Source organism: Natrarchaeobaculum aegyptiacum (genome assembly GCF_002156705.1).
GTDB classification, from domain to species: domain Archaea; phylum Halobacteriota; class Halobacteria; order Halobacteriales; family Natrialbaceae; genus Natrarchaeobaculum; species Natrarchaeobaculum aegyptiacum.
Window position 1 is genome coordinate 1,924,274 of the sequence record NZ_CP019893.1, and the last position, 23,301, is coordinate 1,947,574.

22 protein-coding genes are annotated in these 23,301 nt (G+C 66.0%); 15 read left to right on the plus strand and 7 right to left on the minus strand.

Going from position 1 to position 23,301, the window contains the following annotated elements; genetic code table 11:
* Positions 1-205: 205 nt before the first annotated feature.
* From B1756_RS19870 to B1756_RS19635, 3 genes are all read left to right on the plus strand, one after another.
* Entirely contained in the window at positions 206-994 is a 789-nt protein-coding gene (locus B1756_RS19870; protein ID WP_228434578.1) for a PadR family transcriptional regulator, read from the plus strand.
* Positions 991-1,311: a hypothetical protein gene (locus tag B1756_RS09515; RefSeq protein ID WP_086888322.1), complete on the plus strand. Its 321-nt coding sequence runs from the start codon at positions 991-993 to the stop codon at positions 1,309-1,311. Before B1756_RS19870 ends, B1756_RS09515 begins: the two co-directional genes overlap by 4 nt.
* A 205-nt stretch (positions 1,312-1,516) precedes the next feature.
* The gene (locus B1756_RS19635; RefSeq protein ID WP_186336525.1) at positions 1,517-1,681 is read left to right on the plus strand and encodes a hypothetical protein; all 165 of its coding nucleotides are present in this window, start codon (positions 1,517-1,519) and stop codon (positions 1,679-1,681) included.
* A 20-nt stretch (positions 1,682-1,701) separates the two neighbouring features.
* Here the strand turns inward: B1756_RS19635 and B1756_RS09525 are convergent, their stop codons facing one another.
* Positions 1,702-2,913 carry a tyrosine-type recombinase/integrase gene (locus tag B1756_RS09525; protein WP_086888324.1) on the minus strand — a complete coding sequence of 404 codons (1,212 nt, stop codon included), beginning with the start codon at positions 2,911-2,913 and terminating at the stop codon, positions 1,702-1,704.
* Between the two features lie 320 nt (positions 2,914-3,233).
* On the opposite strand from B1756_RS09525, the gene B1756_RS09530 reads away from it, so the two are divergent.
* Entirely contained in the window at positions 3,234-3,647 is a 414-nt protein-coding gene (locus B1756_RS09530) for a hypothetical protein (RefSeq protein WP_152031292.1), read from the plus strand.
* 99 nt (positions 3,648-3,746) lie between these two features.
* Here the strand turns inward: B1756_RS09530 and glmU are convergent, their stop codons facing one another.
* Positions 3,747-4,931 carry a bifunctional sugar-1-phosphate nucleotidylyltransferase/acetyltransferase gene (gene glmU, locus B1756_RS09535; RefSeq protein ID WP_086888326.1) on the minus strand — a complete coding sequence of 395 codons (1,185 nt, stop codon included), beginning with the start codon at positions 4,929-4,931 and terminating at the stop codon, positions 3,747-3,749.
* Between the two features lie 132 nt (positions 4,932-5,063).
* On the opposite strand from glmU, the gene glmM reads away from it, so the two are divergent.
* From glmM to B1756_RS09565, 6 genes are all read left to right on the plus strand, one after another.
* Complete coding sequence (glmM, locus tag B1756_RS09540; protein ID WP_086888327.1) at positions 5,064-6,398, plus strand: phosphoglucosamine mutase; 1,335 nt, start codon at positions 5,064-5,066, stop codon at positions 6,396-6,398.
* Positions 6,399-6,492: 94 nt separating this feature from the next.
* Positions 6,493-7,704, plus strand: a complete 1,212-nt coding sequence (locus B1756_RS09545) for a sugar phosphate nucleotidyltransferase (RefSeq protein WP_086888328.1) — start codon at positions 6,493-6,495, stop codon at positions 7,702-7,704.
* Entirely contained in the window at positions 7,704-9,509 is a 1,806-nt protein-coding gene (gene glmS / locus B1756_RS09550) for a glutamine--fructose-6-phosphate transaminase (isomerizing) (protein WP_086888329.1), read from the plus strand. Before B1756_RS09545 ends, glmS begins: the two co-directional genes overlap by 1 nt.
* 32 nt (positions 9,510-9,541) lie before the next feature.
* On the plus strand, positions 9,542-9,823 hold the full coding sequence (locus B1756_RS09555) for a DUF8044 family membrane protein (protein ID WP_086888330.1): 282 nt from the start codon (positions 9,542-9,544) through the stop codon (positions 9,821-9,823).
* A gap of 7 nt (positions 9,824-9,830) precedes the next feature.
* Entirely contained in the window at positions 9,831-11,093 is a 1,263-nt protein-coding gene (locus B1756_RS09560; RefSeq protein ID WP_086888331.1) for a DUF4350 domain-containing protein, read from the plus strand.
* Positions 11,090-12,157, plus strand: a complete 1,068-nt coding sequence (locus tag B1756_RS09565) for an AAA family ATPase (RefSeq protein WP_086888332.1) — start codon at positions 11,090-11,092, stop codon at positions 12,155-12,157. The genes B1756_RS09560 and B1756_RS09565 overlap by 4 nt, the downstream gene beginning before the upstream one ends.
* A gap of 17 nt (positions 12,158-12,174) precedes the next feature.
* Here the strand turns inward: B1756_RS09565 and B1756_RS09570 are convergent, their stop codons facing one another.
* Genes B1756_RS09570 through B1756_RS09580 form a run of 3 tightly spaced genes read right to left on the minus strand, consistent with a single transcriptional unit; the run spans position 12,175 to position 15,549 of the window.
* Entirely contained in the window at positions 12,175-13,335 is a 1,161-nt protein-coding gene (locus tag B1756_RS09570; protein WP_186336526.1) for a bZIP transcription factor, read from the minus strand.
* Between the two features lie 34 nt (positions 13,336-13,369).
* Complete coding sequence (locus B1756_RS09575; protein ID WP_086888333.1) at positions 13,370-14,026, minus strand: hypothetical protein; 657 nt, start codon at positions 14,024-14,026, stop codon at positions 13,370-13,372.
* Positions 14,023-15,549: a DUF58 domain-containing protein gene (locus B1756_RS09580; RefSeq protein ID WP_228434580.1), complete on the minus strand. Its 1,527-nt coding sequence runs from the start codon at positions 15,547-15,549 to the stop codon at positions 14,023-14,025. The genes B1756_RS09575 and B1756_RS09580 overlap by 4 nt, the downstream gene beginning before the upstream one ends.
* 68 nt (positions 15,550-15,617) lie before the next feature.
* Here B1756_RS09580 and B1756_RS09585 point away from each other — a divergent pair, with 68 nt between their 5' ends.
* Together B1756_RS09585 and B1756_RS09590 are read left to right on the plus strand one after the other, a co-directional pair.
* Entirely contained in the window at positions 15,618-17,888 is a 2,271-nt protein-coding gene (locus tag B1756_RS09585) for a hypothetical protein (RefSeq protein ID WP_152031293.1), read from the plus strand.
* Between the two features lie 96 nt (positions 17,889-17,984).
* The gene (locus B1756_RS09590) at positions 17,985-19,097 is read left to right on the plus strand and encodes a DUF1616 domain-containing protein (RefSeq protein WP_086888335.1); all 1,113 of its coding nucleotides are present in this window, start codon (positions 17,985-17,987) and stop codon (positions 19,095-19,097) included.
* Positions 19,098-19,107: 10 nt separating this feature from the next.
* Here B1756_RS09590 and B1756_RS09595 read toward each other — a convergent pair whose 3' ends face one another.
* Together B1756_RS09595 and B1756_RS09600 are read right to left on the minus strand one after the other, a co-directional pair.
* The gene (locus B1756_RS09595; protein WP_086888336.1) at positions 19,108-19,629 is read right to left on the minus strand and encodes a metal-dependent hydrolase; all 522 of its coding nucleotides are present in this window, start codon (positions 19,627-19,629) and stop codon (positions 19,108-19,110) included.
* Positions 19,622-20,278, minus strand: coding sequence for an OB-like fold-containing membrane protein (locus tag B1756_RS09600; protein WP_086888337.1), 657 nt, complete (start codon positions 20,276-20,278; stop codon positions 19,622-19,624). The genes B1756_RS09595 and B1756_RS09600 overlap by 8 nt, the downstream gene beginning before the upstream one ends.
* A 161-nt stretch (positions 20,279-20,439) precedes the next feature.
* Here B1756_RS09600 and B1756_RS09605 point away from each other — a divergent pair, with 161 nt between their 5' ends.
* Genes B1756_RS09605 through B1756_RS09615 form a run of 3 tightly spaced genes read left to right on the plus strand, consistent with a single transcriptional unit; the run spans position 20,440 to position 23,237 of the window.
* Positions 20,440-20,751, plus strand: coding sequence for a PqqD family protein (locus tag B1756_RS09605; protein ID WP_086888338.1), 312 nt, complete (start codon positions 20,440-20,442; stop codon positions 20,749-20,751).
* A gap of 12 nt (positions 20,752-20,763) precedes the next feature.
* Positions 20,764-21,267 (plus strand): lasso peptide biosynthesis B2 protein, encoded by a 504-nt coding sequence (locus B1756_RS09610; protein WP_086888339.1) that lies wholly within the window; start codon positions 20,764-20,766, stop codon positions 21,265-21,267.
* Positions 21,264-23,237: an asparagine synthase-related protein gene (locus tag B1756_RS09615; RefSeq protein ID WP_086888340.1), complete on the plus strand. Its 1,974-nt coding sequence runs from the start codon at positions 21,264-21,266 to the stop codon at positions 23,235-23,237. Before B1756_RS09610 ends, B1756_RS09615 begins: the two co-directional genes overlap by 4 nt.
* Positions 23,238-23,301: the final 64 nt, after the last annotated feature.

Sequence of the window (23,301 nt, forward strand, 5' to 3'; positions counted from 1 at the left end):
GCGAGTTACACATGGGCCTAACCGTCCGTCGGGCCCAGTGCAAAATGCGGTCCGGTGCTTGCGACACCGGTTCCGCGAGGCTCGCGTAGATCCGGTACGCAAGCCATGCGACGTAAGGATACTCGGGGACTTGAATACCCCGACCGACCAGACGAATCGCTCTCCAACCGACCCGACGGCTCCATCGACGCTCGAGGTGAGCGCGATGGGGCGTAAGTGCCGGCGCTGCAGCCAGCGAACCGGGCCGAAGCGTCGCCTTTGCAAGTCCTGTGCTCGCGAAGAGCGATTCGACGGGCGACCGTCACCGACGACGCCGCTCGAGACCGTCGACGGCGAACCAGTTCGTTCATGGGTCGACGTCGACGGGACGTGGCACGCGTCGATCGCGTTCGACGGACACGAGCACGTCTTCGCCTGCGGTACCGTTTTCACGGCGTTCCCTGCGGACGCGGTGACACAGTATCTGGGACGCCTCGAGCCGGATACGGTCTGTCCGGACTGTCGAGCGGCACTGGACCACGAGACGATTCCCGGGCCGTGGGCACGGGCGATTTTCCACGAGGATACCACCATGACGACTGACGAGACCACTACGACGGAGGAACAGAATAACGAACTCATCGCGGACGGCGGCGTCGACTGGATCGATCTGACCGGCTTCCAGCGCGACATCCTGGAGGCGATCTCCAGGCTCGAGCGCGACGGCGAGAAATGCCACGGGCTCGGCATCAGGGACGTCCTCGAGCGGCAGTACGAGGAAGTGCATCACGGGCGGCTGTACCCGAATCTGGACAGGCTCGTCAACTGTGGTTTCGTGGAGAAACGAGTCCTCGACAAGCGGACGAACGAGTACACGCTCACTGACGAGGGACGTGCAGTCCTACGAGAGCGCGTCGAGGCACTCGCCGAGGCGTGCGATCTGGCAGTCGCCGCTACCGACGGTACTGGAGAGGCTTCCATTGCCGATCACTCCGCGAGCGAGGACGAGCGATGATCGACGTCGACGAACTCTCCGCGGAGGAGATCGAGGCCGTCGTCAACACGCGCGGCTTCCAGAAGATGCTCGCCTACCGGCGGCTCTCGGACGGGATCGAGGTCCTCGAGGACGAGGACCAGATCTTCGAGTCGATGGTCGCCTCGATCACGAAACAGCACTCGCAGGTGCGATCAGAGGAGAGCACCCGCGAGTTCTTCCGCCTCTTCCGTGACGAGGTGGAGACGTTCACCGAGGGACTTGCCGATCAGGAGAACGCCGCCGACGAGGACGCCCTCGAGGATCTGATCGTCGAGGACGGTGGTCTACGTGGTTGACGGGTGTCTCGCACTCGAGCCACACACAGACGAGCACGCGCGTGGGGTGGCTGATCACCGCCCTGCGCCGACCACACGACGCGATCGAGCCGGCTCCCCACTCCAGAGAAACCACTCGAGTCGGCCGACGATCGCGAACGAACCACTGACGACTACCCCGGATTCCGCCGGGGCCAGTCCAGACGCGTCCAGTTTTCGCGAACCCATGAGTTCACAGTCTACTTTCAGATCGCCCGATAGCGATCACGATCCGTGGGAAGAGCTTGCCGAACACGAAGAGACACTCGAGATGCTCATCGAGGAGGACGTCCCGATGGCACGAGATGCCGAGATCCTGCTCGAGGAACTCGAAAAGCGGGGGTACAGATGACTGTCGCCGTCGACACCGGATCAGCGGCCCAGCAGGGCGTTCTTGATCTCGGGGTCGTCGAGGACCTGCATGGCCTCGAGGACCTCCTCGGCCTTCCCGGGCGGGAGCTCGGCAAGCGACCTCGACTCTCGTTCACCGGCCTCGTCGAGTTCGGTAGCGGCCTGCGGGTCCATCGCCTGCCCACACCAGACGCAGATCGGTTCCTTCCGGGGCGTGTCCCGCCCGCAGCGGGGACACTCGAGCGGGGCCGTCGGGTCGGGTTCCTCGTCCTCGACGTCGATCCCGTGGACGCGCGCAATCTCGCGCTCGCTCTCCTCGGCGAAGACGCTGATGTACCGGGAGGCGACTCTCGAGCCGCGGACCCAGCCGTGGTGTTCCTCGATGTGGGCCTGGTTGAGGTTTCGCGAGGCGAGGAAGGCGGCGCTGGACTTCCGGAAGTTGGTGAGCGTGACGGGCTTGGTGACGCCGGCTCGCTCGGCAGCCTCGTCGAGAATCTTCGAGACCATCCGGTCGGAGATGCCCTCCGGCTCGGTGATCTTCGACCACAGTGGTGCGTCGGGGTCGTCCCGGTCGGGGTGGGCGTCGAGCCAGCGGTTGACGTAGGGAACCGCCGGGATGAGCATGACCGTCCGGCGGCCCTGCTTGCCCTCGACGGTCACCTGCAGCCCGTGTTTGTGGTCCTGGACGTCGCCGACGGTGAGGTCCTTGAACTCGCCACCGCGGAGGCCGGCGTCGAACTGCAGGGCGATCATGGCCGCGTCGCGTGCGTTGTAACACTCGTCGATCATCGGCTCGACGTGCTCCTCCCATCGGAGCATGTTCCGCGGATCGGGCGTCGGGTCGTAGTTGCTCGAGGTGTTGGTCGGGACCCACTCGATCGACTCCGGTGGATCATCGCCGTCGGTGACGCGCTTCGAGAAGACGCGCAGGGCCGACCGGTAGTCCCGGTTTGTCTCCTCGTTGTCGTAGGTCCGGTTGATCCAGCCGACGATTCGCTCGGCGGGCCCACGGTCCTCGAGGGCGTCGGCCAGCGTGCCGCCCTCGAGTTCTTCGGCCATGATGGTACAGTGTCGGAGGAGCTTCTCGTGCCGGTAGTCGGAGTACTGCTGTGCGAGGAGGTCGAGCCGATCGCTGAAGGCGAGGAGCAGTTCACGATCGCGCTCTGCGATCTCGTCGCTGTCCTCGATGCGATCCCGGAGATTGTCGATTCGATCTCTTGGTGTCGACGCCATAAGTCATTAATCGAACTCGATTACCTTATAATTGAAGCTTTGAACCTCGAGTTAGAATCCGGCCCTTGGCTTTTCGGTGCCGAAACGTCGTGACCGGCTGGTCGAGCCGGGGAGAGTTTGTGTCTGGTTGTGCTCCGGTTCGGGTGTGGGTGTGATTCCGTGTACAGTGTTTTGCTGGCGTCGTTCAGAAACGGCGTTGTGGCCCATTGGGACGACAGGACGGGGAGACACGTTCCCAAAACCGACGTGAACTACTCTTTAGTGATATTTCGAAACTCGAACACCAAAATTTCATAGTGTGCCAGCAGGATGGAAACCGTATGCGACTATCGCGACGAGCGCTGTTCGGACTGGCGGGTGTGGGTGGGCTCACGCTCGCTGGATATCTTGGTGTTAGCTGGCTCGGCGACTCGGAGGTGTCAGAAACGTCGTCCGACGACGGTTCCGAGGGGTACGGAAACGAGACGGCGTCGGCCGGGCAACCGGCTGCGATCGAATCAGGGGGCGACTCTGGGGGAGACGACGCGGGTGCAATAGATGAGCAATCGTCGGCCAGTAGCGGCGGGAGCGGTGGTGGGAGCAGTGGTGCAGCTGTGAACCCATCGACCAGTGACGACGGCGAGGCTGACGAGTCAGCCGTGTCCAACGACGGTGACGACACGGCAGAGCCAGACGATGAGATCACGGAGACGACCCGGGGTTACGGCCGCGATCCATACGGTCATCCCGCGTGAACGGTCGGCACTGGGAGTAGACCTCTACGCACCGTTCGGGCTGTGACCACGGCGTGACAGGTCTGTTTTACCGTGCGTGATCGGTCCTCGAGAGTCGCCTCACCGATCGCGGTCGACGACTTCGCCCGGGAGGGTGGTCGCACCCGCGGAGAGTTTGACGCCGGGGTAGAGACTCGAGTTGATGCCGGTTTTGACGTCGGGGCCGACGACGACGCCGAATTTGCGGCGGTCGGTGGAGACGCGGTCGCCTTTGACGTCGAGCGAGACGGGCTCGTCGTCGTGGCGGAGGTTGGCGACGGTGGTGCCGGCGCCGAAGTTGACGTTGCGCCCGAGGAGGCTGTCGCCGACGTAGGAGAGGTGGCTGACGGTGGCACCGGTCATGAGAACGCTGTTTTTGATTTCGACGGCGTTGCCGACGCTGGCGTCGCGGTCGATGAGGGTTGCGCCGCGGACGTAGGCGTTGGGGCCGACGCTCGCGCCGGAGCGGACTATCGCGGGGCCTTCGATTACGACGCCGGGTTCGACGGTGGCACCGTCCTCGACGACGACCGCGCCCCGGAGGTCGGCGTCGTCGCTGACGTCGCCGTCGAGTCGTCGTTCGAGATCGGCGAGCTTCCACTCGTTGGCGGAGAGCAGTTCCCAGGGGCGGCCGACGTCGAGCCAGCGCTCGAGGGTGACGGGTGTGACGGTGTAGGTATCGATGACGCGGGCGATGACGTCGGTGATCTCGTACTCGCCGCGGTCGCTCTCGGGGACCTCGAGCCAGTCGCGGGCGTCGCCGGGGAAGACGTAGGCGCCGGCGTTGGCGAGCGTGGAGGGTGGTTCCTCGGGTTTTTCGACGATGCCGGTGACGGCGCCGTCGGCGGTCTCGAGGACGCCGTAGTTACGGGGGTCGTCGACCTCGACGGCGGCGACGGCGGGGGCGGCGTCGAAGAGGCGGGCGATCGAGTCGGGGTCGTAGAGGTTGTCGCCGTTGAGGACGGCGAACGGCTCGTCGGTGAGGTGGTCGCTGGCGGCGGCGACGGCGTCGGCGGTGCCGCGCTGACGTTCCTGAACGGCGTAGCTGACGGGCGTGTCGCGGTAGCTGTCGCCGAAGTAGTCGCGAACGGCGTCAGCCTCGTAGCCGACGACGAGGACGAGTTCGGTGGCGCCGGCGTCGATGGCGGCGTCGGCGGTGTGGGCGACGAGTGGACGGTCGGCGACGGGGAGCATCGGTTTCGGGACGTCCGCAGAGAGCGGCCTGATCCGTGTGCCTTCTCCGGCGGCGAGCAGGACTGCTTTCATCGTGGGCGGATATTCCGTCCGGTGATTTATAAGCAGGGGGTCGGGGCGAAGAAAATACCCCGGTATCGGGGAACGCTAATTCAGCGCCGGGACCACGCGATTTTATACGTTCGTTCGATGAACGGTCGGGACATGTTTGGTACGAGCGGTATTCGTGGTGAAGTTGGTACGGACGTGACGGCGGCGCTGGCGCTTGGCGTCGGGCGTGCCCTGCCAGCCGAGGGGTACGACCGCGTGGTCGTCGGTCGGGACGCCCGACCCAGCGGGCGGTTGCTCGTGGATGCACTCGCCGCTGGCGTCAGAGAGTGCGGTGGCGACGTGATCGACGTCGGCGTGGCGGCGACGCCGACGGTCGCTCGCGGCGTCGCCTCCCTCGAGGCGGACGTGGGCGTGGTCGTGACGGCCTCGCACAATCCGCCGTCGGACAACGGGATCAAACTCTGGAACCCATCGGGGCAGTCGTTCGACGGCGACCAGCAGGCGGCGATCAGCGAGCGGGTTCGAGAGGACGCGGCGCCGCTGTGTGGCTGGAAGGACATCGGCGAGCGGTACTGTCGTGACGATGGTACGCTGTACGACGAACACGTCGCGGCGATCTGTGCCGCCGTCGGCGAGTCGGCGTCGGCGCTTTCGGAGCTCACCGTCGTCGTCGACGTCGGTAACGGGACCGGCGGCGTCACCGCTGACGCGCTGTACGAACTCGGCTGTACGGTACAGACGTTGAACGGCCAGCCCGACGGCCGGTTCCCCGCGCGGCCCAGTGAGCCGAATGCGGAGACCCTCGAGACCTTGCTACAGACGGTCGGGGCCACCGATGCAGACCTCGGGATCGGTCACGACGGCGACGCCGACCGGATGGTCGCGGTCGACGAGACGGGAACGTTCGTCCCGAAGGACCTCCTCCTCGCGCTGTTCGCCCGGGAGGCCGCGGGTGACGGCGATCAGGTCGCCGCGCCGCTGAACACGAGCCTCGCGGTCGACGACGCACTCGAGGCGGTTGGCGCGTCGGTGACGCGGACGCCCGTCGGTGACGTCCACGTGGCCGAGCGCGCGAGCGAGTCGAGCGTGGTCTTCGGTGGCGAGCCGAGCGGGGCGTGGATCTGGCCCGACGAGACCCTGTGTCCGGACGGTCCACTCGCGGCCACGAAACTCGCCGCGCTGGTGGCCCGTCGCGGCCCGCTCTCCGAACTGGTTGGCGCGCTCGAGACGTATCCGATCCGGCGGGATTCGATCGCGGTCGAGGACAAGGAGGCGGTGATGTCGGCCGTCGAGTCGGCGGTTCGCGAGCGCGGGGACGTCTTCGACGCGATGGACGGTGTCCGAATCGAGGGCGACGACGGCTGGACGTTGATCCGACCGAGTGGGACCGAGTCGCTCGTCCGGGTGACCGCCGAAGCGCGCGAACCAGACCGCGCCGACGCGCTCTTCGAGGACGCCCACGGGCTCGTACTCGAGGTGAGTTCCTGACGAACGCAGGTATTTTCTCGAACATTTTAGTTTATTCTATCGTGGATCAGCTAGTTATATATGGGTCGGGTGGCTACGAAATTAGCAGACACACATGGGTTCGCTCTCTGCAGTCGTCCTCGCAGCCGGTGAAGGCAAGCGGCTTCGACCGTTGACGCGGAATCGACCGAAGCCGATGTTGCCCGCGGCGACGACGCCGATTCTTCAGCGCGTCTTCGACGAACTCATCGGCGCGGGGATCACGGATATCACGGTCGTGGTCGGCTACCGACGCGAACGCGTCCAGTCGTACTTCGGCCCGACCTACCGGAACGTCCCCCTGGCCTACGTGCGTCAGGCGAAACAGCTCGGCACCGGTCACGCCCTGTCGGTCGCCGTCGAAGCCGTCGACGGCCCGTTCGTCGTGGTCAACGGGGACCAGATCGTCGACCGTCAGATCGTCGAGGACGTGGCCACGACCCACCGATCCGGCGACGCGACGGCGACACTCGGACTCCTCTCCCGTCGCGACGTCAGCGGCTACGGCGGCGTCATCATTGAGCGCGCAGACGGCGTCGCGGGTGATGGATACGTCCGCGAACTCGTCGAGCGGCCACGGGACGACCGGGACTATCGTCTCAACGCGGGCGTCTACGCGTTCGAGCCACCGATCTTCGACGCGATCGCGGAGACGGAACCGCAGGCAGGTGAACACTCACTGATCGATGCCATCTCCCGGCTGATCGCCGACGAGACGACGCCGATCCAGGGCGTCGAGTCCGACGGACTGTGGGTCGATGCGACCTATCCGTGGGATCTCCTCTACGTCTCGCGGGAGTTACTCGAGCGCTCGACGGACGGCCCGGAGCGCCGCCATCGGGTCAGCAATCTCGCGTCGGTCCACGAGGCTGCGGTCGTCCGCGGTCCGGTCGTCGTCGAGGACGACTGCGAGATCGGTCCCGGTGCGGTCGTCGGGCCCTACGCCTGTCTCGGTGAGAACGTCACCGTCGAGTCCGGCGCCGTCGTCGAGCGAAGCGTCCTCGACTCGGACGCGCGCGTCCGTCCGAACGCGACCGTCCTCGAGTGTGTCGCCGGCCAGGGCGTCGAGATCGGTCCGAACACGACGATCCCGGGTGGTCCGGGTGACGTCCGCGTCGGCGACCGCGTCTTCGAGGACGAGTCCCTCGGTGCGCTCCTGGCCGACCGCGTCCGCGACGACGGTGACGCTACCTACGTCCCGGGCACGGTCGTCGGACCGGACGCGTCGGTCGCCGCCGGCGCGACCGTCCGTGGAACCGTTCCTGGCGAGACGGAGGTGCGTTCCTGATGTGTGGCATCATCGGCTACGTCGGCGACGACGCGACCGCCGCAGACGACGCCGTCCTCGACGTACTCATGACGGGCCTCTCGGGACTCGAGTACCGCGGCTACGACTCTGCGGGCGTCGCCGTCGCCAACTCTTCACTTGCTCTCTACAAACGCGAAGGCGACATCTCGGCGCTCGAGTCGGCACTGCCCGACGGCAGCGTCGACGGCGTCGCCGGCATCGGGCACACCCGCTGGAGCACCCACGGTCCTCCGTCTGACGCCAACGCCCACCCACACACCGATCCCGCCGAGCGCGTCGCGGTCGTCCACAACGGGATCATCGAGAATTACCAGTCCCTGCGCGACGAACTCGAGGCCGACGGCCACGCCTTCGAGAGCGATACCGATACCGAGGTCGTTCCCCACCTGATCGCCGACGCACTCGAGTCGGGAGTCGACCGCGAGACGGCGTTCCGCCGGGCGATCGACCGGATCGATGGCAGTTACGCGATAGCCGCGGTGTTCGCCGGCAGCGAGGTCGTGTACGCGGCCCGGAACGAGTCGCCGCTGGTACTCGGCGTCGGTGACGACGGCCACTACCTCGCGAGCGACGTCCCCGCGTTCATCGAGTACACGGATCGGGTGATCTACCTCGACGACGGGGAGTTCGCTCGAATCGGCCCCGACGACCTCGTCGTCACTGACGAGAACGGGACCGTCGTCGACGCCGCCGTCGAGACGATCGAGTGGGACGCCGCAGACGCGGGCAAGTCCGGCTACGATCACTACATGCTCAAAGAGATTCACGAACAGCCGACGGCGGTTCGCCAGTGTCTGAGCGAGCGGGTCTCCGGCCTCGAGCGGACGATCGACGTCGACTCGATCGCCGATCTCGAGCCGCCGGCGCGGGTCCAGTTCGTCGCCTGCGGGACATCCTATCACGCGGCGCTGTACGGTACTCGATTGCTTCGTGAACGCGGGGTCACCGCACAGGCGTTCCTCGCCAGCGAGTACGACGCCGACTCGGTGCCGGTCGACGAGGAGACGCTGGTCGTCGGCGTCACCCAGAGCGGCGAGACTGCAGACACGATGACTGCGCTGCGTGATGCAACCAGTGCGGGCGCGACGACGCTCGCGGTGACCAACGTCGTCGGCAGTTCGGCAGCCAGGATGTGCGATCACGTCGTCTACGTCAGGGCTGGCCCCGAGATTGGCGTCGCGGCCACGAAGACGTTCGTCTCCCAGCAGATCGCCCTCGCGCTGGTGGCGTGTGAACTCACCGGAACCTACGACGACGATCTGGTCGAGGCGCTTCGAGCACTCCCCGACCAGCTACAGGCGGTACTCGACGAGTCTGCCACCCGTGACGTCGCCGAGGAGTACCTCGAGTCCGACGCCTACTTCTTCATCGGCCGGGGGTACAACGCACCGGTCGCACTCGAGGGGGCGCTCAAGATGAAAGAGATTACCTACAAACACGCGGAAGGCTTCGCCGCTGGCGAACTGAAACACGGGCCGCTGGCGCTCGTGACCGACCGAACGCCGGTGTTTGCGATCGTGACCGGGGGAGCGAACCCCCGAAAGACCGTCGGCAACGTCAAGGAAGTCGAGACCCGCGGCGCGCCGGTGGTTGCCGTCACCGACGGCTGCGTGGACGTCGAACGCTACGCCGACCACGTCCTCCCGGTTCCGGAGAGCCACCCCGCACTCACGCCGATCCTCGCGAACGTCCAGTTGCAGCTGGTCTCCTACTGGGTCGCAAACCGGCTGGGTCGATCGATCGACAAGCCGCGAAACCTCGCCAAGAGCGTCACCGTCGAGTGACCGAAAGAGACACCCGTGTCCCTGCTCCAGCCATGACGACCGCTCGTCGAATGCGATTCGTCCACGCCCAGCTTGCGTGGATGCTCGGGACGGTGCTCGTCCTCACTGTCCTCGACTCGCTGTCGTTCGAGCTTTTCTTCCTTTGCTCGTTGATCGGACTGCTCGTCCTCGTCGAGCTTACGGCACCGGTAAACGTCGCTCCGCGCTGGCGCCGCCGACTTCCGTGGCTGGTCGCACTCGGAATAGTCGGGTTCGCCCTGTACGTGGTCCGACGGCTCCTCGAGATCCTCCCCCCGGAGGTGCTGACGTGGTGAAGTACCGATGACGGCTCACCCCGACGACGGCGGCGATGGCGACAGCGCAGCCGCGTCTACAGACGACGAAGCGGGGATGGACGCCGGCCGTTCGCTCGAGGTCGACTGGACTCGACTCCTGACCTACGGGCTTGCCGGGGCGGTACTGATCACGTTGCTCGTCGGTGCGACGACGTCGACGGTCGCGTTCGGGCTGTTCAACCCCGCGTGGGACGGTGCTACGGACCTTCGCGGCCAGCTCGATTCGGCCCCTGGGGCTGAACCAGTCGTCGTCCGCGAGACTGGCTCCTACGGGGACCATTCACCGACGGAGACGACGGCGTTCGTCGTCGCACCCGAGGAGCCGTACGATCGGGCCGCGATGGACGACGTCGCCGCGTTCGTCGAGGCCGGCGGAACGCTCGTCGTTATGGACGACGGAACCGCGGGGAACCGCCTGCTCGAGGGCGTCGGCGCGGACGCGCGCTTCGACGGACGGGTCGTCCGGGACGAGCGGGAATACGATCAGGGACCGCAGATGCCGGTCGTCACCGCCGTTGCTGACGACGCCCTCGTCGCAACTGTCGACGAGGTCACACTCAATCGTGGGACGGCGATCGAGACCGGTGACGACGAGGGGTCGGCCGAGTGGAACGCCTCCGGGACAGACGACGAGGCGACGGTGTTGCTCGGGACGAGCGAGTACGCCAGTCTCTCTCCGACTGGGTCCGACCGCGAACCAGCCAGTGTGGCGCCACCATCGGGTCCGTACCCGGTGGCGACGGTCGAGTCGGTCGGTGACGGTCGGGTCGTCGCCGTCGGCGATCCCAGCATCGCTATCAACGTGATGGTCGACCGGTCGGACAACGAGGCGTTCCTCCACGCACTCGCTGGCGACGGCACCGTCCTCTTCGACCGGTCACACGGCGGCGACTTGCCACCGCTCTCGAGTGCGGCGTTGACGATCCGTGAATCGCCGTCCCTGCAGGCGCTGGTCGGATTTGGCGCCATCTTCGGCGTGGTGGCTGCAACGAGTCGCCGCGGTCGTCGGGTCGTTACCGGTGTTCGCTCTCGGTGTCTCACGCTCGTCGCTATCCTGGCTGCTACTACCGCCAGTGACACTCGGCCGTCGTCGGCGTCCGCTGGGGACGACCGATCACGTCTCTCCCCGGCAGCACAGGCACGGTACCTGCGGTCGAACCATCCGGAGTGGGACGAGGAACTGATCGAGGGCACGATAGGAAAATTCAACATGGAACGGGACGAACACATCGGGAGAAACGACGAATGAACGGATCGAACGACGGCACTGACGGTACTGGGGGTGACCAGCACGGCAACCCTGCTGCGGTGTACGACGCACTGCGAGGCGAGATCAAACGCGTACTCGTCGGAAACGACGAACCGATCACTGCGCTCACGGTCGCCATGCTCTCTCGGGGGCACGTCCTGATCGAGGGTGTTCCCGGCATCGCAAAGACGACGGTCGCGACGCTGTTCGCACGGGCAAGCGGTCTCGAACAAAGCCGTATCCAGATGACGCCGGACGTGTTACCGGCCGACGTCACCGGAACGACCGTCTATCGTGAGCACACCGGTGAGTTCGAACTGAAACGGGGGCCTGTCTTCGCGAATCTGGTCGTCGCGGACGAGCTCAACCGTGCGACGCCGAAGACCCAGTCGGCGCTGCTCGAGGCGATGGGCGAACGACAGGTGACGATCGAGGACGAGACCTGTCAGTTGCCGACGCCGTTTATGGTCGTTGCGACGCAGAACCCCATCGAGATGGAGGGGGTCTTCGAACTGCCGGAAGCCCAGCGTGACCGGTTCCAGTTCAAACTCGAGATGGACGTCCCGGACCGGGCGGCCGAACGAACGCTGGTCGACCGGTACGATTCGACGCCGGACCTTGGACCGGGGACGGTCGATCCGGTCGTTTCACCCGAGGAGGTGCTGGCTGCACGACGGGCGGTCGAGCAACGACACGTCGCGCCGGCGGTCAAAGAGTACGTTCTCGATCTGGTAGCGGCGACCCGCGATCATCCGAACGTCGCTCACGGGTGCTCGCCACGGGCGACGCTCGCGTTTTTGATCTCGGCGAAAGCCCACGCGGCGATCAACGGGCGAGCGTACGTCATCCCTGACGACGTCAAGCGCTTTGCGACGCCGATTCTCGCCCACCGACTCGTGTTGAGCACCGATGCGGACCTCGGTGGCGTCACGGCCGACGATATCGTCGACGACGTCGTCGAGTCGGTCGAACCGCCGGGGGCCGAGGCGTTCGGTCGCGGGCACGGCGGTGAGTCAGAGTCGACGGCCGAGACCGACGGCGGGTGGGGCTCGCGCTCGCGGTGACCGCTGTCGGTCCCCGGCTACCCGTCGGTGGCGGTTGCGTCGCCCCGGTTTTTCTCGTTTTCTGTCGTCGTGGGTTCGTCGACGTCTGTCTCGACGTCGCTGGCTGGCTGTTGGCCGTCGGCAGGCGAGTCGGTCGAGACTGATCGGTCGGACTCCTCGATCGTCGCTTTTTCCCCACTCACGCCGGCTCGCTGTGGCTCGTCTCCGTCCGTTACGTTCGATTCGGCTGCTGTCGCCGTCTCGTCGGCACGGTCGCTTTCTGCCCACCGGCAGGTCACGAGCCAGTCGGCGCGGCCGTCACCGCGCGTCACCTCGAGGTCGACCGGTTGCTCGAGACCGATCGCGAGCCCGGTTGCGAGAAACGAGGCGATGGGGTGATCGAATCGATCGACGTCGCCGACGGCGCTCTCGCTGATCGCGACCGTGACCTGTGCGGGTTCGACGCTCGCTTCGGCACTGGTAGCGAGCTCGAATTGCTCGACCAGCGCGTCTGTAAGCTGGTTCGCGAGCGGTCCGGGTCGCGTCGCGAGGTCGCTCGTCAGGCCACGTTCGAACGTCTCGAAGAGCGCGTGTCCAGTCGGCTCGAGCACGAGGCCTCGCGTCTCCTCGTCGGTGACGATCGGCCCGTCGACGGCGTCTTCGGGGAGGTCGACGTCGGGGTGGTGAGGTACGAACAGTCGACAGGCGCTCTCCTCGTGGCCGGGGACGTAGAGTCGTCGGTCGTCCAGTCCGAGTGATCCAGCGAGATCGGCCAGGTTCCCCGCGAGCGCGGCGTAGATTCGTTCGCCGACGTCGGCAGCGACGAATGCACCGGGTGAGAGGTAGTACGTCAACACGCCACCGATGGCCCCGATCGCAGCGAGGACGAACAGTACGTCCCGAACGCCGGGGAAGACGGCAGCGCCGGCAACTGCCAGGATGGCGATCGCGAGCAGTCCCAGTGCTCTCGTGCGATTTCGTGACTGCCTGAGTCGGGCGTATTCAGTACGGAGCCGCCGATTCTCCGCCTCGAGCAGGTCGGCGCGTGCCTGAAGAGCGAGGTGCTGGTCGACGTCGGCCGATCGACCCGGCTCGCCACCGGCAGCAGCACCTGGATCGTCGTCGATATCGGGGGTCGTCGCACCCTCGCTCGAGGGGGGCTGTGTCGCCTGTTGATCGTCGAATTCGAACGTGCTCATGGATTCTTCGGGTTCGGGGAAAGGTCACAACGGCTCAGCGATCTCCGCTGGTTCGCTGATCGGTGGTCCTCGAGTCGGTGCTCTCGTTCGTGTCGTCGTTTACCGGGCCCTCGTTCCCGAGTTCGGGAGCGGCGGCGTCGGGTTCGAACCCGGTCTCGAGTGTGTCGACGACGAGTCGTCCGTACCGGTCGATTCCGACGGCTCCGATGGCGAGGAGGCCGAGGAGGACGATGCCGACGGCCCACAGCGGGAGGGCCGGGCCGGCGAGCAGGAGCGAACTCGTCAGGACGAGCCCCGCACTCGCGCCGGTCGTCGCGAGCACGACCGTTTTCGGGTGTGCCGTCCCTTCCCAGTCGGTGCTCACGAGCGCAACGAGCGCGAGCGGGGCGAGCCACGCGAGCTGTGGCTCGATCTGGACGCCGGCGTCGATCTCGACCCCGAGCCTGAACGTATAGCTCGGGGCCGCGACGAGGCCGACGGTTCCAACCCCGATCGCGACGGGCGTCTCGAGGAGGAACCACGTGAGCGCGATCGCGAGCCAGATCACGGCACCGGGCCAGCCGGCAGTGACGAGCAGTGCAGGAGCGGCCAGCGCGAGGCTGGCGAGTTGTGCGGTCGGCCGTCGTCGCGCTCCGTCGCGTCGACGTCTGCCGCCGACTGCCCGACGTATCGTCGCCGGTTTCCCGCTCATCGAGGCTCACCTCCCGTGGCTGGAGCACGCGCCCGACTCGAGCGTTCGTCCCGGCGTCGCTGTCGGTGTCCCTGCCGTCCGGCGCCGAGGACAGTCGAGAGTCGGTCGCCGGGTCCGACCTCGAGGGCGGTGACGCCGTCGAGGCGGGAGAGGTCTCGGCGCACCTGTTCGAACGCGACGTAGCGGTCGAATGCCGACTCGAGTTCGGTCAGGTTGTCGGTCTCGTAGAGAACCGAGGCGGCGATGACGACGACAACCTCGTTGCCGCGGGCGCGTGCGAGCGCGATCGTTTCACGGAGGTCGCCGGGGCGTTCGTCGTCGGTGAATATCACCGTTCGGCGACGCCGTTGCTGGTTGGTGAGCGTGGCTTTGAGCCCGTCTCTGAGTGACTCGACGGCGACGTGTTCGGCCCCGCCTGCTCGCGCTTCGAAGAACGGGCGGAGTGTGTCCGCGAACGGATCGTCGTCGCTCCCGGTGATCGAGGTGAGGTGCGATCGGGCCGCGTCGCCGGTGAGGTGCCGTTCGGTGGCGCGACTCCCGTCGCTCGGGCGCAGATCGAGAAGTCGTCGCCTGATCGTCCGGTGGCCACTTCCCCCGGTGGCGTGCTCGAGGTGAGTCTCGATGCCGTCGTCGTCGACGGTAACGAGGCCGACTGGATCGCCACGGTCGATGGCGCGTTCGGCCATCGAGAGGGCGACCTCGCGGAGGTGATCGAACTTGGTGGCACCGGTCGGGCCGTCTGCGAGCGTCGAGCGGTTGTCGATCAGGAGCGTCGTTTCGCGGTTGATCTGGGTATCGTACTCCCGGACGTAGGCCGTTCCGAAGCGTGCCGTCGCCTTCCAGTCGATTCTGTCTGCGGTGTCGCCGGGGACGTACTCACGAGCCTCCGCGGGTTCGTCGCCGGATCCGAGTCGGCCACCGTCGTGATCACCGTAGGCCGTGCCGATTCGTTCGCCGCCACGTCCGACGTGAACCGGTTCGGATTCGCGGGGTTCGACGGTGATCGTCGCCTGCACGTCGAGAGTGAGCGTCTCCCGGAAGCCGTCGGTGGCTGCGGTGACCGTGACGGGATCGAATTCGTGCCGGCCGGAGATCGGCCATCTGACGTCTTCGTGATCGTCGGCGGCGACGGCACCCGGCTCGAGCGTCACCATCGGAGTCGTCTCCCCGGGTTCGATCGTCGCCTGTCGGGGGACGCCGGCGGTCACGGTGACCGACAGCGGCGTCGGATGGTCGAGTCTTGCGTGGAGTCCGACCGGAGTCACGTCGTCGGTCCGGACGGCGTCTCGCACCGCGCGCTGGTCGATCGAGAGCGTCTCCGTAACCGACTGTAGATCACGCGTAAACGCGACCTGTCGCCCGAGAAGCCAGCCCCCGACGAGGCCCGCCCCGACGAGCGCCAGAACGTCCTGTGTAAGGACGGCGTACCCGGTCAGAACGACGGCGATCGAGCCGTGTGTGCGTGTTTTCGTCGTGAAATCCATCGTCTGTGTGGCCGTCGCCTCGACGGCACTGACTGTCACGGTACATGGCGACTTCGATTGAATAACTTTTTGATTTTAGGGTCGAACGTAGATATGTGAACTCGAGAGTGGATCGACGAATATCTGTGGCGTCGCTGCTGGTCGTCTTGCTCGTTGCCGGGAGCGTCGCGACGGTCGGGGGGACGAGTGCGGCCGTCGATACGGGGGCCGACCCGGCGACTACGTCGGGCGCGACAGCGCCGCTACTGACGAACGAGGTGAGTGTTCAGGCAGATTCTGGCGACGCAAATCAGTCGGAACCCCACGTTAATCCCGACGAATACGACGAAGACGGCGATCTATCCGACGTTCGCACCTGGCAGGTCCAGCAACTCGCGAACCACATCCAGAACGCCACCGACGACCTCGAGACGGGTGACGACGTCGAGGACCACTTCGACGAGTCGTATCGGGAACACTACGACGAGTACGCCGGACTCGTCCGCGAGGACGGTGGATTCGACCAGTCTGACACCGACTTCGCTACTGGGATCGACCTTCCCGACGCGTTCGAGGACGTGGCCGACGACCTCGTGACCTTCGCCGTCGCACTCGAGAGATACGACGACGTGGCCGACGACTACGAGCGTGCTGTCGAGCGAGGCGACGAGGACAGCGCTCGCGATATCGCACTCGAGCTCGACGTCTACGCAGCCGAGGTCGAGGAGACGGGATCGCGACTCGACGAGCAGTTCGACGCGATCGAGGCCCACACCGCGGCCGACCTCGGTGACGCACCGGAGGCCGTCGCCTCACACCGTGACCGCGTCCGTGAGGCCCACGCGGACGTCGCAGCCGAGCAGTTCGTCGAGACGCCGATCGACGCGACGGCGGACGCAGACGCCATCACGCCGGCCGACACCGTCACCGTAACCGGTTCGATCGACGTCGACGACCGGTGGCCCGACGACCGTGAGGCCGTCACGATCGAGGTCAACGGCGATCCCCACACGGTCCCGCTCGTTCGAAATCCAGATCGCGAGGGGACCGGAATCGATCACGACGGGGACTTCTCACTCGAGTACCAGCCCGATCCGTTCGCCCCGACGACCGACGAACTGACCGTCACGTACGTCCCGACGCCGGGCATCGGGCATCGAGCGGCCGAAACGACGGTCCCGGTCGCCGTCGAACCCGTCGACCCATCGGTGTCGGTCTTCGGCCCGGAGCACGCCGCCTACGGTGACACCGTGCTCGTCGAAGCCGAACTCGAGGTCGACGGCGACCCCCTCGACGACGTTCCGATCGCCCTGAGCCTCGGGGGCGAGGAACTCGAGGTCCTCGAGACGACAGACGGTACTGTCGCGCAGCTCGTCACGATTCCCGCCGCCGTTCCTGCGGGCGAACCCGATCTGGTCGCGACCGTCGACCTCGAAGGGAGTGCGATCGGCACCGCCGAGGACTGGACGCCGGTGCGTGTCGACGAACTCGGGACGCAACTGTCGGTGACGGCCACGAGCGCCGAGGCGGACGACGAGATCGTCGTCGACGGGACGTTACGGACCGACGGCGGCCAGCCAGTCGGCGGCCAGCCGATCCAGTTCGCCGTCGACGACGAACCAGCCGGGGAGACACAGACGGCTTCGGATGGTTCCTTCGAGCAGTCGGTTTCTGCACCAGCAGACGGCGAGAACGCGACGGTCACGGCGTCGTTCGACGGTGGTAACGGAAACCTCGAGTCGACCCAGGAGCGAACGACCGTTCAGACGACGACGGGTTCCTGGCTCGAGGACCTCCCTGCGGTCGCGTTCGTCCTCGCCGGAAGTATCGTCCTCGGCGGCGTTCTGGTCGGTCTCTGGCGGTTGACTCGATATTACCGGACCAGTCGCGGTGGCACCGCCGGTAGACCCCTCGCGTCGAGCGGGCCGTCCCCGGGGACACAGGGCATCTCGTTCGATCCGTCCGAGGGAACGTTCTCCGTAGAGAGGGGAGATGGGGTCGACGAGTCGATGTTCGACGATCGTCTCCCCGTTACGGTCGGTCCATCCCACGCCGAGGAACTCCTCAAACAGGCCTCGACGCAACTCTCGAACGGCCAGACCAACGACGCCGTCCAGTCGGCCTACGTCGCTGCCAGGACCGAACTCCAGTCGTACTTCCCGGAGGGGAAGGCCCTCACGCACTGGGAGTTCCAGGAACGATATTCTGGCCCGCACGCCGACGCGCTGGCCGAAATCACCGAACAGTACGAACGGGCGGCGTTCGGTCTCGAGCGAATTTCACGAGAAGAGGCATCGAACGTCGTCGTCTCGGCGCGTCATCTGGTCGAGGGGATGCGAGGCGGTGACGCCGACGCCGCTTCAGAATCGGGAGCCGACGGCGTCATCCTCGAGGAGTGAACTTCACTGGGCGATTTCGATCGCTGCCAGCCTCTGCATTGTTATCTCACACGAAACCGTTCAATTTTTACGAATCTGGGGAAAACAAGATCTTCGATGAGTATCGGTCGACCCATCCGTCTCCTCGCCGTGCGGATTCGGCGTCTCTGCCCACCCGATCTCGCGGCGATCCTCGCGTTGACGATCCTCGTCAACGTGGTGGCAGTGACGCCGGGACTTCGAGCGTCGGCGGTGCGGATCCCGCTGGGGCTCTTCTTTCTCCTCGTGGTACCGGGGTACGCTGTTCTCGCGGTGGTCTACCCCGAGTCCGGCGACGCACCAGCCGCTGATCGCTTGCGGTCAGCTGGTGGGTCGTCCGCCATGGGGACGGGTGGCTCGACCGGCGTCGATGTGCGCGATCGACCGCTGGTCTCGAACGGCGAGTCTCCCGCCGGTGGCGCACGCGGTATCGACGGGATCGAGCGAATCGTTCTGGCCGCCGTTTGTAGCGTCGCTATCGTGCCGCTGATCGGCCTCGTCTTGCACGCGAGTCCCTGGGGTATCAGCGGCGGGTCGTACCTGCTTGCCACGTCCGCGTTCGTCGTCGCGACGACGATCGTTGCCATCCAGCGCCGGCGCGCCCTTCCAGCGTCAGCACGCTATTCGTTCCCCGTTACAGACTGGGTCGAAACCGGGCGATCTCACCTCGTCGCGGCTCCCACGCGCATGGACGCACTCCTGAACGTCGCGGTGGTCGCGTCGCTCCTCGTCGCCGCCGGTGCCGTCGGCTTCGCCGTCGCGACGCCAGCGGTCGGTGAACAGTACTCTGCGGTCTACGTCGGGACCGAAGACGAAGACGGCGAGTTCCTCGCGGCGAATTATCCGTCGACACTCGAGGTCGGCGACGCAGCCGACGTGGTCGTCGGCGTCGAGAACGCCGAACAGCGCCCGGTGGAGTACACGGTCGTGGCGGTCGAACAGGAGATCGACCGTCACGACGAGACCACGGTTTCCGTGACCGACCAGCGTGAACTCGAGCGGTTCGAGCCCGAACTCGACCACGGTGATAGCTGGACGCAGACGCACGCGATCGAGCCGACGGTCGACGGCGAGGTTCGGATCGTCTGGCTGCTCTTTACCGACTCGGTCCCTGCCGAGGACGATCTCTCGATTTCGGCAGCCGACGAGTACGTGCACCTCTGGCTCGACGTCGAGGAACCACTGGAGTGATCGGGGTAGATCAGCCTGTGTTCGCGTCCGTTCGACCGGCCGGTGAGCGGTCGACGCGTCGGCGAAGCTGCCAGAGGGCCGCCGCGATTACGCTCGAGAGGGCTGCTGGCAACCAGTCAGAGCTGTGAAAGAGGTTGCCAGCGGGTGGTCGGTACTCGGTGAGCGGCCAGAAGATGGGGTAGGTGTATCCCGTTCTGGTGACGAGCAGCGCGTCGAGGACGTGATGTGAGGCGACGCCGACTGCGAGGAGCGCGATCACCCGTCGTCGGTAGGCGGGACCGACGAGTAACGACCACAGTAACAGCGTAACGACCGTGCCGCCGAGTGTGTGCAGCGCGAACCAGTCCCACGGGATGCCGAGTACAGCCATCACCTCGTATCGGGAGATGAGGAGGTTGATCTTCGCCAGATCCGGCAGGGCGGCGCCGATCATGACGACGGTCACGTGTGCCGGTCGAATCCACTCGTACCGGAACGAGAGGATCGTCCCGAGGATGTACCCCGCGAGGACGTGCGTCAGCAGGTCAGGCATCGTCGTTCCCCGGTGTGGTCGTCGTTGCGTTTCTCTCGGCGGTCGTTACGGTGGGCGGGTCGTCAGTGGCCGTTTCGTGGACTCGCTCCCGGTGGATCGTTCGCTGCGGTTGCCGCTGGTGGTGACCCTGAACGCACGCCTCTGGTCGTGCTTGTACGGCCGGTGTCGCCCGTGGAACGAACGCGAGTTGCGCCCGATCGAACCGCCAGCCACGGACGAATCGAACGACGACCCAGAGCACCGCCACCGCCGAGACGCCGTACATGTAGTACGATTCCCACGGTTCGCGGGTCTCGCTCCCGACGACGACGATCGTCGACTCGTCGACGAGGTCACCGGTGACGAGTTCCCGTGAGTCCATCGATGGCTCGGCGACGTAACCCTCGAGGACGAACTCGGTCGTCCGGTCGTCGCCGTAGGTGACTTCCATGACTACCGGGTCGGTCTCGACGATCGTTCCGACTACAACGACCCGCTCGCCGACGTATGCGTCCGGCTCGGGGGCGAACTCGTCTTCGGTCGGGAGTCGATCGCCCAGCGGTTCGTTTCCGACTTCGCCGTAGCCGACGATCAGGCCGACGAGACAGCCGACGAGAGCGATGGCGATCAGGACGCGACCAATCTGGCCAAACGGTTCGTGCGTCGTCATCCGTCGATACTCGGTCACCTGCTCTCCGACGCTGGCTAACCTATTCTTTTCGGTTCGTCTGTCGTTCGTTTTTCTATGATTGGTTATGCGCTATCTATCTCTAAATAATTATTCTACTTGATATCGATATAATTTATACCACTGGATGGATTGTACTGTCTATGGGGAACGGAGACGAATTACCCGGAACTGCGGTGATAGTCGCGACGGACGACCAGCTCGCCACGACGGTGGACGACGAGACGGTCCTCTTGCAGACCGATACCGGTACGTACTACGGTTTCAACGAAGTCGCTGCCCGCGTCTGGGACGTCGTTCAGGAAGCCACGACAGTGACCGAAGTCGTCGAGACCATCCGCGCCGAGTACGACGTCGACGCGTCACAGTGTCGACGCGACGTCGAATCGATCCTCCACGAGATGGAAGCGGCCGACCTCGTTCGGATCGACCTCGAGCCGGCGACGGCCGACTGACACCGTCAGCGTATGGGTCGAGTCGCCGGGTTCCTCGCCGTGTCGGTGGGTGAGAAGTTCCGACTACTCCTCGCTGCAACCGTGCTCCTGACCGTTCGCGTCGGGATCGTGGTCGGATCGTTCGACCAGTGCAGACGCTGGCTGCTGGTACCGGCCCGACTCCTCTCGGGGATCGTCCCCGGCTCCCCGTCACCGGTCCGCGTCGCGTGGGCGGTCGACGCGGCCGATCGATCCATTCCGGGCCACCGAACCTGCCTGATGCGCTCGCTCTCGTCGGAGGTGCTCCACGTTCTCTACGGCCACGACGTGGTCCACCGGATCGGCGTCGACGCGAATCCGCCACCGGACGCTGACCGGCCACGCCGGCCGTCGCGCGCGGCCATCACACCACCCGCTGGGATCGACTTCGAGGCGCACAGCTGGATCGAGTACGACGGGGAGGTCATCATCGGTCACCTCGAGGACCTCTCCCGGTTCGAACCGCTGCCGCCGTTGAACGACCACGGGGACCCATGAGCGGGATCTGTGGGGTCTTCGATCGGGCCGATGGGTCGGTGATGGGCGACGACGTGGCGACGGTTCACGCCGAGCTTTCCCACCGTGGCCCGGACGGTGACGGACTCTGGCGAGCCGACCGGGTGGGGCTGGGCCACCACCAACTCGAGACGACGCCGCAGGCCCGGTTCGACGACCAGCCGATCGTCACCGACGACCTCGTCGTTACCGCTGACGCTCGCCTCGACAACCGCGAGGCGCTGCTCGCCGCCCTTGCCGTTGCAGCGCCATACGAACGGGTCCCGGACAGCCAGCTCGTCTCGGCGGCCTACCGGCGGTGGGGACCACAGTGCGTCGAGCACCTGCTCGGGTCGTTCGCGTTCGCCATCTGGGATCGACGGGCGAACCGACTGTTCTGTGCCCGCGACCGCATCGGCGTCAAACCGCTGTACTATCACGCAGGCGACGACGCGTTCGCGTTCGCCTCCGAACCCGGCTCGCTCCTCACACTCGAGGCCGTCCCGGACGGCATCGACGACCGGCGTATTGGCGACTTCCTCACTGGCCGGCTCGAGGACGAGCGCGTCTCGTTTTACGAGTCGATCGAACGACTGCCGCCGGCCCACGCGATAATCGTGACTGCCACCGACGCCGATCGCTGGCAGTACTGGGACCTCGACCCGACGCGGACGATCACGCTCGCCTCGGACGCGGCTTACGAACGCGAGTTCCGCCGGTTGCTCGAGCAGGCCGTTCGCTGTCGGCTGCGCGCGCCAAGCCGGGATGGCGCGGCCGGTTCCCGGAACACTCGAGTCGAAACCCCACGTCAGGGAGGTGTCGGCACCGAACTGAGCGGTGGACTCGACTCCTCGTCGATTACGGTACTGGCGAGGGACCTGTTGCCGGACGACGTTTCGCTCCCGACGTTCTCGAACGTCTTCGAGGATGCGCCCTCGAGCGACGAACGGGAGTTCATCGACCCGATCGCCGATCGCAACGGGATCGTCCCCGAGTACGTCTTCCTCGACGAGCGCGGCGTCCTCACCGATCGAGAGCGCGTCTTCGGGGGCCTCGACGTGCCGCCGCACAACACCCTTCACTTCGGCGAGTGGACGCTGTTGAACCGTGCATCCGACGCCGGGGTCTCGGTCCTGTTGAACGGGGCCGTCGGGGACAGTGCGACCAACTACGGGCTGGGACTGTTACCGCAGTGGTTTCGAACGGGTCGCTGGCGAGCGCTCGCCCGCGAACTCACCGCGATGAGTGAGGTCCTTCGAACCTCCAGACCGCAGGCGTTCCGTGACCACGTTCTGACGCCGCTGGTTCCACCGCCTGCGAAACGACAGTACCGTCGGTTGCGCGGCGAACCAATTCTCGAGGCGGCGGCCAACCCGACGCTCGCCGACTCGTTCGTCGACCGGGTCGACCTCCGGAAGCGGTACCGTCGCCTCGATTCGACGTCGGTCCGGAGCCAGACCACCGATCGCCTGCGCCAGTATCGCTCGCTTCGGTCGGGTCGACACGCGGCGAACCTCGAGGTGCGTGATCACCTCTGTAGCGCGGTCGGCATCGAACCACGGTACCCGTTTACCGACGCCCGACTGCTCGAGTTTTCGCTCGCGATCCCACCCACACAACAGTTTTCCGACGGGTACACGCGGTCGATCGTTCGGCGGTCACTCGACGACCTGTTACCGGCGGTCGTGCAGTGGCGACCCTGGAAGACGATGTTGAACGAAGGCTTCTGGAACGCACTCGCGCGCGAAGACGACGCCCTTCAGACACTGATCGCCGACCCCGCGCCCGTCGACGACTACGTCGATCCCGACGCGCTGGCGCGTGCGTACGACCGGTTCGACGCCGACCCGACGTCGACGGACGCCCGCGCCCTCTGGCGGGCCCTCTCGCTGTCGACCTGGCTCGAGTGCCAGCCAGCGCGGCCATCGACAGCAACCACGGGAACACTCGAGCCAGTGAATAATTCCGAATGACGCTTCTAGTAATTACACAATAGCTAGATGAAATTTATGTGGGTGGGGGTTCAACCATCTGATG